Source organism: Pseudoalteromonas sp. A601 (genome assembly GCF_002165575.1).
Lineage (GTDB): Bacteria > Pseudomonadota > Gammaproteobacteria > Enterobacterales > Alteromonadaceae > Pseudoalteromonas.
The window spans coordinates 17,653-28,693 of sequence record NZ_MXQF01000043.1 but is presented as its reverse complement, the minus strand read 5'-3'; the positions used below and the strand labels follow the sequence as shown (position 1 = coordinate 28,693).

At 39.3% G+C, this 11,041-nt stretch carries 13 protein-coding genes; 4 read left to right on the top strand and 9 right to left on the bottom strand.

Going from position 1 to position 11,041, the window contains the following annotated elements; genetic code table 11:
* Positions 1–521 precede the first annotated feature (521 nt).
* A complete protein-coding gene (locus B5G52_RS20185; protein WP_087534427.1) occupies positions 522–1,001 on the top strand; it encodes an RNA-binding protein in 480 nt (159 codons plus the stop codon).
* Here the strand turns inward: B5G52_RS20185 and murI are convergent.
* Positions 970–1,785, bottom strand: coding sequence for a glutamate racemase (gene murI / locus B5G52_RS20180; protein ID WP_087534429.1), 816 nt, complete (start codon positions 1,783–1,785; stop codon positions 970–972). The two genes, B5G52_RS20185 and murI, sit on opposite strands and share 32 nt — an antisense overlap.
* Positions 1,786–1,848: 63 nt before the next feature.
* Complete coding sequence (locus tag B5G52_RS20175) at positions 1,849–2,964, bottom strand: DUF5610 domain-containing protein (protein WP_087534426.1); 1,116 nt, start codon at positions 2,962–2,964, stop codon at positions 1,849–1,851.
* Between the two features lie 165 nt (positions 2,965–3,129).
* On the opposite strand from B5G52_RS20175, the gene trmA reads away from it, so the two are divergent.
* On the top strand, positions 3,130–4,227 hold the full coding sequence (gene trmA / locus B5G52_RS20170; protein WP_087534425.1) for a tRNA (uridine(54)-C5)-methyltransferase TrmA: 1,098 nt from the start codon (positions 3,130–3,132) through the stop codon (positions 4,225–4,227).
* Positions 4,228–4,232: 5 nt separating this feature from the next.
* Here trmA and B5G52_RS20165 read toward each other — a convergent pair whose 3' ends face one another.
* From B5G52_RS20165 to ccoG, 5 genes are all read right to left on the bottom strand, one after another.
* Positions 4,233–4,688 (bottom strand): DUF523 domain-containing protein, encoded by a 456-nt coding sequence (locus B5G52_RS20165; protein ID WP_087534424.1) that lies wholly within the window; start codon positions 4,686–4,688, stop codon positions 4,233–4,235.
* Positions 4,689–5,014: 326 nt separating this feature from the next.
* Positions 5,015–5,653, bottom strand: coding sequence for a thiol:disulfide interchange protein DsbA/DsbL (locus tag B5G52_RS20160; RefSeq protein WP_087534423.1), 639 nt, complete (start codon positions 5,651–5,653; stop codon positions 5,015–5,017).
* 19 nt (positions 5,654–5,672) lie between these two features.
* Positions 5,673–6,296, bottom strand: coding sequence for a thiol:disulfide interchange protein DsbA/DsbL (locus tag B5G52_RS20155; RefSeq protein WP_087534422.1), 624 nt, complete (start codon positions 6,294–6,296; stop codon positions 5,673–5,675).
* Between the two features lie 32 nt (positions 6,297–6,328).
* Complete coding sequence (locus B5G52_RS20150) at positions 6,329–7,303, bottom strand: serine/threonine protein kinase (RefSeq protein ID WP_087534421.1); 975 nt, start codon at positions 7,301–7,303, stop codon at positions 6,329–6,331.
* Between the two features lie 62 nt (positions 7,304–7,365).
* Positions 7,366–8,796, bottom strand: coding sequence for a cytochrome c oxidase accessory protein CcoG (ccoG, locus tag B5G52_RS20145; RefSeq protein WP_087534420.1), 1,431 nt, complete (start codon positions 8,794–8,796; stop codon positions 7,366–7,368).
* A 282-nt stretch (positions 8,797–9,078) separates the two neighbouring features.
* Between ccoG and B5G52_RS20140 the strand changes: the two genes are divergently transcribed.
* A complete protein-coding gene (locus B5G52_RS20140; RefSeq protein ID WP_087534419.1) occupies positions 9,079–9,438 on the top strand; it encodes a hypothetical protein in 360 nt (119 codons plus the stop codon).
* Positions 9,438–9,641, top strand: coding sequence for a hypothetical protein (locus B5G52_RS22440; protein ID WP_087534418.1), 204 nt, complete (start codon positions 9,438–9,440; stop codon positions 9,639–9,641). Before B5G52_RS20140 ends, B5G52_RS22440 begins: the two co-directional genes overlap by 1 nt.
* A gap of 1 nt (position 9,642) precedes the next feature.
* Here B5G52_RS22440 and B5G52_RS20130 read toward each other — a convergent pair whose 3' ends face one another.
* Together B5G52_RS20130 and B5G52_RS20125 are read right to left on the bottom strand one after the other, a co-directional pair.
* Complete coding sequence (locus B5G52_RS20130; protein WP_087534417.1) at positions 9,643–10,263, bottom strand: UPF0149 family protein; 621 nt, start codon at positions 10,261–10,263, stop codon at positions 9,643–9,645.
* Between the two features lie 18 nt (positions 10,264–10,281).
* Positions 10,282–11,040: a type II secretion system protein N gene (locus B5G52_RS20125; protein ID WP_087534416.1), complete on the bottom strand. Its 759-nt coding sequence runs from the start codon at positions 11,038–11,040 to the stop codon at positions 10,282–10,284.
* Between the last annotated feature and the right edge of the window lies 1 nt (position 11,041).

Here is an 11,041-nt window from a genome sequence, read left to right as displayed (position 1 = left end):
TTCAATTGAGACTCTAAATTTTTTGCCTTACCTAGCGAACTAAGCTCGGCTGTTAGAACTCAATCTGTACGAGTGCCCACACAGATGATTGCTTTATATTGTTAAAGAACGTTGCGATTAAAACGCGTTGCTTTATCTCGCTAGGGCTGCGCATGTTACGCTTTCCTATTTTTTTGTCAACACTTAATTTTAAACTTTATTAAAAATTTAAACTCAAGTTTTACTCGACTTACTAAGTAACTTGCTTGCAGCTTAAGCGTTGCCTGCTCTGCCGTCTCAGTGGGGTCGCATTATAGGGAGATCCGAAAACAGATCAACCCTTTTTTTAAAACTTTTGACTGTTCGCTCAAAAAGCACTCAAAAACCCATGAAATAGTCACTTAACAGGAGTTTTCGCGTCATTTTTTACGGTAAATTTAATAATTTCACATAAATAACATTGATATGTTCATTTATCGCGTTAAGATAGCAAGTTCACAATGTTAAATTAATGTTTATTTCCTGTTTATTGGTAGATCAAAATGAAATTACCCGATCAAAAATCTCTTATCTCTTTAGTTATTCTGGCTGTTATTGGTTTTGTTATAGTCAATTTCGCACTTTCAAGCTTAGCACTAAGCCCTGGCTTACTATTTGCTGTAGGTGTTTTAGTTGGTGGCCTTGTAGTTGGTGCACTATCATCTGACGTAGTAGAAGAGGCCGAAGTAAAAACAAAAACGCTTTATGTTGGCAATCTTCCATATCGTGCAAATGAAAGTGTTGTTCGCGCCTTATTTGAAGAACAAGGTAAAGTTTTCAACGTACGCCTATTAAAGGATAAAAATACTGGCAAGCGTCGTGGCTTTGGTTTTGTTGAAATGGCAGAGTCGGATGCTGACAATGCTATTTCGCAATTAAATGATAGTGAGTTCCAACAACGTACGTTGAAAGTTCGTGAAGCGAAACAAAAACAAGATGATGATTCAACCTCTATGCGTTCAGAGACAAATCAATCAGCTTAACATGCTCCACTATTAACTTATTAGTTAATACAGAAGCCGTTGCATAGTAATGCAGCGGTTTTTTTTGTTTAGTATGTATAGCTTCAATATTAGAGACTAGCTGCTCTGAACCATTTTTCTCAGCTAATACCGCAACAACTCTTTTGGCTATTGCAGCGCCAGAATCCATCAGCTTAATGGTTCCATTATAATAGTTATCTATTTGCTTAGCTAAGATTGGAAAATGTGTACACCCTAACACCAACACGTCAGTACTTGGCTTAATCGCGAGCTTTTGCATTTCCTTTGCAAACTTAGCTTGATTGAACTCACCTGTAAAATAGAATTGCTCTGCGATAGCCACCAGCTCGACGCTGCTATATAAATCGACAGTTAAGCCTTCACCATAAAGTGCTATGAGTTGCTGAGTATAACAGTTGCTAATTGTGGCAGGCGTTGCTAATAAACCGATACGCTGAGTTTGCGTTAATAGAGTAGCGGGCTTTATTGCTGGAACAACGCCCACAACGGGTATACTAGTTAACTCTCTTATTTTTGCTAATGCTAATGTCGATGCTGTATTACAAGCAATTACTAGAACATCAACTTTTAATTGGTGAGCTGTAATGTAATGAAGTAAAGAGGTTAAGCGCGCAACAATTGTTTCTTGGCTTAACTTACCGTAAGGCAGATAAGCATTATCCATAAAATAACTTAGTTCGGCTTGAGGTAATAAGTCTTTAATATGCTCAAGTACTGTTGTGCCGCCTATACCTGAATCGAATACCATAATGTGTGATGACAAACCGCCTACTCCAAGCTTCATTTAAGCTGAACAGTTTGCCACGCACATAGTATAAAATAAAGCTTAAGCTTCTGAGACTGCCTCACGCAGTTTATTCATTTGCTCAAACATCGATTTAGTATAATCAACCAGCTTACCGACCTCTTCTTGATCTTGGTTTAGCCATTGTAAAATACCTGACAACTGATTTTGCAGACCAAGTTCATTTGCCTTATTAAATGTCTCTCTCAAGTCATCATTAAACGGCGCCACTTTATTTGCTACTTCTTTTTCTGGAGCTGGTTTGTTTTCTTCATAACCTTTAATTGATGCAAATGTTTTAGTTTGCTTTAGATCCATCGAAAAAGCGACCAGCTGCTCGCTGCCTAAACTAAGTTCTTGCGCTTGCTCAAAGGCTTCATCTAAATCACCACCAAAGAAAGTTTGACTGACACTTTGTAAGTCTTCCATTAAGGCATTGATTGCCTCTTGTTCATCTTCATTTAAATCGCCATTTACTGACATACTAAATGAAAGCTCACGAGATTGAGATGACTCACTAGCAAAACCTTCGCTATCACCAGAGCGCTGATAGCTACTTGCTGATTGCTGAGTAAAGGCATCGGCAAAGCTAATACTTACTTCATCACCTTCAGCAGTTGTAAAATTATACTGCGCATTATTGCTTAAACTTAAATATTGCGCCTGACTAACACTGACAGAATCCGGTTGAGGGTTAAATAGGTCGTCTTCAAATTCATCAAGACCATTAAAAATGCCCTCTTTTGATTTTTCGATACCTTGTTCAATATCGTCATTTAAAACACCAGTATCTTTGAGTTCTGCATACGCATCATCAATACCTATTTGAACTCCTTTGCGAGCATCACTAAGCATGCCTTTGAGCTTGTCATCATCAGCGCCATCCGCTTGCGCTTTTTTTACAGCACCTGTCACAAAGTCTAAAACATTCTTTACGATTTCTTCAAAATCAAACAAAGGCTTGTCTTTTTTCTCGTGCTCAACAGGTAATCCAAGCGCTTCTGCCATTTTGTCGCCCAATACTTTTGCCGCAAGTTCTTTACCACGTTGCTGATAACTGTCTTGTGGGGACTGTATTGTCGGCTGCGTTAATGCGACCTTACTGCTGTTTTGATTGACGTTATTGTTTGGGACATAACCAAAATTGCCAATTTTCATAATCCGACTCCTATATTTGCATTCTTTATTATCGGCAAGTTTACAAAAACCTAAAGTAAAACGAACAAAAAAACAGCACTTACTTTTACTCAAAACTAGACAAATACTTCCGGCCCCCTACAATAGCGCCGACAAATAGCTTAAAGATAGAAGGTAGTGGGCATAATGGCAGTTATTAAAATCGATACATCAACGTACGATGCACAACTAAGCGAGAAAGAGCAGCGTATTATTGCGCAATTCCAACGTTTTGGGGTTGAGCAATTAGAAGTATTTGGCTCAGAGCCTATTCACTACCGTCAACGGGCTGAATTTAGAGTATGGCATGATGGGGATGATTTGTTCCATATTATGTTTGATCAAGCCACAAAAGAAAAAATACGTGTTGATACCTTTGACCCTGCAGCACCTTTAATTGGTGAAGTCATGGCTGCCATGATCGATAATTTGAAAGGCTGTGAAATACTACGCCGTAAGTTATTTCAAATTGATTACCTATCTACTTTAAGCGGTGAAATTTTAGTTAGCCTACTTTATCACAAACCACTTGATGAGCAGTGGATGACAGAGATAAAAGCATTAAAGGCTAAACTAAGTAACACATACAAAATTGATTTTATTGGCCGAGCTCGAAAGCAAAAAGAAGTACTCGGTGAAGACTTTGTTACTGAGCGCTTAACTGTAAATGACCAAGAGTTAATATTCCAACAAGTTGAAAATAGCTTTACGCAACCAAATGCCAAGGTGAATATTAAAATGCTTGAGTGGGCACAACAGCTATGTGCTCCACTTAAAAACGACTTACTAGAGCTTTATTGTGGTAATGGTAACTTCTCTATCGCATTGGCAGGTTCATTTAATCGAGTGCTTGCAACAGAAATATCTAAGTCTTCAGTGCATTCTGCACAGTACAACATAGCTAAAAATAACGTCACTAATTTAGATATTATTCGTATGTCGAGCGAAGAGTTTACGCAAGCAATGAATGGCGAACGTACTTTTTCACGTTTGCAGGGGATTGACTTAAAAAGCTACGACTGCCAAACCATTTTAGTTGACCCTCCACGTGCAGGTATGGATACACTCACCTGTGACTTAGTCGCTAACTATGAAAACATTATTTATATCTCATGCAACCCAGACACTTTGGAACGAGACTTAGATCATTTATGCCAAACCCATGAAGTTAAGCGTTTTGCTATTTTTGACCAGTTCCCTTATACCCATCACATCGAGTCGGGTGTTTTCTTACAAAAGAAATAGACTGCTCAGCATGAAGCCAGCGCTTTTAAAAGTGCTGGCATTTGCACCTCACTAAATACTTTAATACCATTTCGTTCTAGTAATGCCGCCGTTAATCCCATTCCCGCAACTTTAATACCACGGTGCGAGCCATCATAAATTGTATTACGACCACATGATGGGCTTGATTCCTTTAGTAGTGCAAAGCGGATATTATGAGACATACATAATTGTAAGGCCTTCTTCGCGCCTAACCTGAATGCAGCCGTTACATCTTCATCGGCATTTGTAATCACTTTATCGTGTCTGATTTCAGCTGGCGCTCTAGGTGTCGATAATCCACCAGCAACCTCAGGGCACAACGGTATAATAAGACCTTGTGATTGCCATGTAGTAATTTGTGGGTGAACTAGCTTTTGCCCAGTACCGTCGTAACGGACAGGCGTACCGAGTAAACAACTTGAAACGAGTATTTTTTGCATTATTTCTCTAGGGTCTGTTGACCTTTCAAGATTGAATTTGCAGCAGTCTGTTTGGTATTTAGGCAAGGCAGCGCCTATGTGGTGTGGTTATTCCCCATAAATAGGCGATAACGCAGCATCAATGCCAAACAGGCGCTGCCCTTCGGGTTCTGCCTAGGGGCGATTTACTCTTTGTTGCTCGGTTTTGACTTAGCCCACTAGGTTACAATCCTCGCGCCGCGATTAAACCGCCCCTAGTTTGAACAAATTTTAATCCGTAAAGATAAACAGACCCTAGTAACAAAAAAGCTCCGCGTACGGAGCTTTTATAAGACCAATCTGCTTCGTTATTTAGCAGCTAAGTAGTTAATCAATTTACTAATATCTTCAGGCGCTGTAATACCTGTTTCACGCCCAAGATTAAGCTTGTATTTACCATTTACGATAAAGGTTGGTACGCCTCTTAGCGCCCCCTTCTCTTTATAGTAATCTTGCTCGCGTTTCATTTTTGAGGCCATAGTACGTACTGAAAAGCTTTTATAAATTTTATCAAATTTATCACCATCAACACCTTGCGCTACAAATACATCTTTAATGTCAGCTAATTCATTAAACTTGGCGCGCTTCGTGTGAATGTGATTAAACATTGCTGCAATCAATGCATCTTTTTGTGGTAGCACTTCAGCTGTAGCAAGAGCTTGAGAAATCATTTGCTGGTTTTCAGTATCGCGTACACCCACAAAATCCACATGACTTTTTTTGAACGTAACGGTTTTGTCTAGTTTAGGTTTAACATCGGCAAGTAAAGCTTCATAGTTATTACATGCAGGGCAGTAAAATGAAAAGAACTCTTTTATTTCAGGCTTTTTACTGGCGCGGTCAGATACTACATCGTAGTGCACGCCCTCTTCATATTCTGTTGGTGCGGCAGTTACGGCCAAAGGTAATAAAAGTGCCAGTAACCCAGCTTTAACTAATTTGATCATTATTCATTAACTCCAAAAATTATTGTTGTAATAAAAAGGCAACTAACTCATCAAGCTGCTGTTGGCTTTTGATAGTATTAATATTGATTTTATACTTATCATTAACGATAAATGTTGGCACGCCTGTCAAAGCACCCGCTTTTGAAAACTTATTTTGTTTATCTTGCATTGCACGTTCAGCTGAAATTACAGGCATGCTAGCAATTTCTTGATCAAATTTAGCTTTATCAATTCCATTTAGCTCAAGCAGCTGCTTTACATCTTTAATGTTATCAAGCGGCGCACGTTGCACATGAATACTATTAAATATTTGATCAGCAACTTGCTCACCTTTACCATTTAGCTTTGCAATAATGTAGGCATAGCTTAAATTACTTTGCACTTGTGGAGATAAACCACCTAAAAAGTTTACATGATTTTTAATAAATTCAGTGCCTGCTGGTAGGCTTTTTTCCATCGCCTTTGCCACTGGTTCAAACTTAAAACAATGTGGACAATAAAATGAAAAGAACTCTGTTACTTGAGGGGTTTTACTTTTTTCAATATCTAATACCGTATATTGGTCGCCCGCTTTAAAGTCAGCGGCCATAGCGGCGAATGGCAAGCATAATAGTAGTAAACTCAGTTTTAATTTTTTAAGCATTTGACTCTCTATTCATTTTTCTTGAAAATAATTTATGGCAGTAACTTTAGCGGTGGTTCTTGCAGTGCAGAGTACTGCTCTTTTAAAGCTAAAATTTGTTGCTCCCAGTATTTGTCATCCGCAAACCAAGAAAAGTTCCTTGGAAATGCAGGATCATCCCAGCGTTTAGCTAACCACCCCATATAATGAATCATACGCATAGCACGTAATGGTTCAATCAATTTAAGTTGAGCGTGGTCAAAATCACAAAACTCTTCATAAGCAGCCACTAAGGTGTCTAACTGTAACAGTTGATTATTTCGATCGCCACTGAGCATCATCCATAAATCTTGTATTGCGGGACCTTGGCGGCTATCGTCTAAATCAACAAACATTAGCGCATCCCCGGACCACAGAATATTACCAGCATGGCAATCACCGTGTAGACGAATCGTTTCAACGTTTTTGTACTGAGCTTTTGTTTCAGTGATCACCATATCTAAAATGGTATAAAACGCAGTCCCAAGGCTTGCGGGAACGAGATTACTATTTTGTAGCTGAATTTTAGCTGTATCTAAATATTCATCACAGCCGATCAACGGTCGCTCTTTAAACTCGCTCGCTTTCGCAACTTGATGCATACGACCAATCAAACGGCCCAAGACATCTAGTTGGTCAAGGTTATCAACTTCAAAAATTCGTCCTCCAACACTTGGGAACAAGGTAAATAAAGACCCATTGTGTTCAAATAAACTTTCATCATTATGAATTATAGGTGCTACAACTGGCACCTCCGCGTCTGCGAGTTCAAATGCAAAGCTATGTTCTTCTAATATTTGCGCTTTGCTCCAACGCTCAGGACGATAAAACTTCACCACATAACGATTACCATCTTCAGCTTTAAATTGATAAACCCGATTTTCGTAACTATTTAACGCCAACAACCCCGATTCAGCATAAATGCCAATACTTTCTACGGCATCTAAAATAGAGTCGGGTGTTAAGCCTTCAAAGCTAAATTTACTCATAATTCTCATCAATATAAAAAAGCGGGAAAACCCCGCTTTTTAATTTATGTTAGTGTACTTAACTATCGCGCTTTAAAAAAGTTACTCGGCTGCGAAATTTTCGAGCTAGGGTCATTTACTGGCGATAAAACAAAGTTAAACTCAGTCATTGGTTTTTTCAAATCATACGGATCCACCACTAATGACAATGGTACATTATGTGACTCACCCGCTTGCACCGTGAATGTTTGCTTACCAATGTATTTAAAGTTTTCTAATCCCTCGACCTTAATATTAAAACTTTGCTCATATTGTGCTTTGTTGATCACCTTAAGCGTGTAAGTATTTTCAACTAAGCCGTTAAAGTCGACCCGATAAAGTTGGTTTCTATCGCGAATAATATCTAAATCCATCGGCTTACGCATCACGATATTACCCACTAATGCACCACTTAGCACAATTAAAATAACTAAGTATCCAATAATTTTGGGGCGCAATGGATTGGTTTTATTCTCTGGCGTTTCTAAATTGCGTTCCGTGGTATAAGAAATAAGTCCTCGAGGATAATTCATTTTGTCCATAACGCCATCACACGCATCAATACATGCGCCACAGTTAATACACTCAGCCTGCAGGCCATTACGAATGTCTATGCCTGTAGGGCAAACTTGTACGCACAAGTTACAGTCAATGCAATCGCCTAAGTTAAGCTCTTTGGGGTCTTGTTTACGAGAGCGGGGTCCGCGATTTTCACCACGTTGCTCATCATAGCTTACGGTAAAGGTGTCTTTGTCAAACATTGCTGATTGAAAACGCGAGTATGGGCAAATATGTAGACACATGATTTCGCGCATCCAACCAGCATTACCGTAGGTGCATACGGCAAACACGACAATACTCACTAATGCGTAACCACCCACATTGAAGGTGATAAAGTCAGGCAGGAGCTCACGAATAGGCGTAAAATAGCCGACAAATGAAATAGCGGTATAAAGTGAAAACGCGATCCAGCTTGTGTGTTTAGCAGCTTTTCGCCAAAACTTATCAAAATCCATCGGCCTTTGATCTAGCTTTTTGCGTTGGTTAGCTGTGCCTTCAAACTTTTCTTCAAACCAAATGAATATAAATGTCCAGACGGTTTGCGGGCATGTGTAACCACACCAGACGCGCCCGTAGAAAGTAGTTACCAAAAATAGGGCAAATGCTGCCAGCATTAAAATAAATGCTAAAATAGTGAAGTCTTGTGGCCACAAAGTAAGGCCAAAAATATTATACTTTTGCCCCATTAAATCAAATAATACAGCCTGTTGACCGTTAAAGTTTATCCATGGCAGCAACATAAATGCGAGCATGCCGATAAACCCAATACGCTGCCTTAATAATTGATGCAAGCCTTTAACTGCACGTACATAAATACGATTTCGGGGATTAAACCTATCCTCTGGAGCATTAAGATCGGGTTTTTCGATCTTCACCTCTGTCGGAATATTTTTTACCTTAATTTGCTTTTCCATCGAAGTCCCTCAACGCCTTTGGAGAATAATAGTCAAACAATCATTGCAAGCCATAACAGCTAAGATATTCAACTTAACTGTTATGGTAGTGCAAAACTAAACGTACGCAAGTAACGTTCAGAGATTTCTGAAAAATCTAATTGTTCTTTAGCATTATATCAAGTCTGCTCAAAAAAGCTGACATTGATCGCTAATAATTTATTCATCTTAGTCACTTGCTTTATAAAGGTGCATTTTATTACACTGTTGCTCAACTCTTACCCGTTCAGATCAAAGTCAACTATGAAAAAATTTCTTTTTCTTGTTATTGTCGTACTCGCGCTCTTTACCATTGACCACCCAATGATAAAAGAACCCAGAGAAAAACTACTCGGCGAAGGTGTCGGTATTTTAAGCAGTGCAAGCAATATTAATCGCGGTCCAGCTGCAAGCATGGCTAAAAACAGAATTAAATCAACACTATCATTATCAGAGTCTGAGCTTGAGTACTTAGAAGAAACCATGCAAACAGATGAGCAATTACAACTGTTTTACACGCGATACTGTCGCAGCAAAGATCTAAATCTTTATTTTTACGAAGACCGTTTAAATACAGTATGTAAAATTGCAGCTGAATCACTCGCAGAACGCAGAGGCAAATAGTGGACTTTTCAGCGCTAACCAAAAAAAGTAGTGAGTCATTTAATCAGCATAAGAATCTATTAAAAAAGCTGGCGAAAGGGCAAACTGTAAAATGCGAGCAGTGTCAGGGGGTTCTAACGTTAGATTTAAAAACCCCTAAGCCTGGCCAAGGGGTTGCTAGGTGCGCTAAAGGCTGCACTGAAATAGTATTAGAGCTAGGTTAACCTAGCTCCAACTCTCATCTTCTTCACTATATAAACCGCTTTGCACAGCGATTATTTCTATTAGCTCAGCAAATCCTAATGCAAAATCGCCCATAAGTTCATACTGGCTTTGCGCTAGCTGTACGTCAGTTATACTATTTTGCTCAGCAATAGTAGTCATCACTTGTGCATCCAGAGCGAAAAAACCTAAGCTTGCATACGCAGTTTGTAAAGCCTCTAACAAGTTTGCATCTAAAGCCGGCGCTTGGCTCAGTTTGATGTAGTATTCTTGTGCGCCCTGAATAAAACCCTGACACCACATTTGGCATTCATCAAGATCTAGGTAACTGTCACTATCAGCATGATGTTTTAACGTGACTGGTAGCTTAAAACCAGTTTCATAAACTTGTTCACTTATTTGGTGGTATAGCCCCATAAAAGCAAACAAGATTGTTTCATCAAGCTGACCTCCGGTATTAGGCACTATAACTTCGAGCCATTGGTGAACGTCTAGTGGCTCAGGAGAACAAATCACTGCAAACAAATAGCCTTGGCTTTGAGGAAGCGTCATGGCTTGACCATGGCTTGCCAAAAATGTACTTAATTGCTGTGCGTGCTCAGGTGTAAATGCGGGTATTTGCATGAAAAACTCAATATGACATTAAAAATTAAGCGGATAGCGTCCATCTCTATCGGCGCGGCCTAAAAATTTAGCTGCATCATGCACTTCTTTTGGCAATGTTGCATCCGGTTTAATGAATCCTGCAACTTTAAAGTCTAAATTCGCCTTTAATACGGCATCGGCTTCTAACCCCAGACGATTATCAGGATCAACTAATACTGCGACATCACCTGATTTACAGCTCAATCGACCGCTTAGTGGGCCAATACTAAACCAACCTGATAGACCTTGAACGTCAATATTAGGGCTGGCGATTTCACCGTTTAGTGCATCACAATAAGGAACACCCGATTTAAACTCATCTAGGTCAACAATTACTCGACCTTTCGCTTTTACTGGCAAAGGTAGCTGCAAGCGATCCATTGCTCGTTCAACACTCAACCTAAGTGTTGCGTCGGTAAGTGAAACAGTTTGATCGAATAAGCCATAGTTAAAATCTCCACGACCAGAAATATCAGCCGTATCACGAACATTACCAAATTTGAGGTTTCCGGTTAATTGCCCAGTAAAAAGGGCCCATCCAGAAATATCCCAACTTAGGTTATTAATTTGCTCACCTTGATAGTGCAGCTGCATGATACGACCTTGCCACACACTGCCAGAGGCTTGACCTAGTTTTAGATCTTTCGGTAAATAACCACTCGCTAAGTTGATAGCAACTGCTGCAGGTGTTTTTATTACTGCAAATACAATAAAGCTAATAATAAATATAATTATAAGAAACGCTGTTTTTTTCATT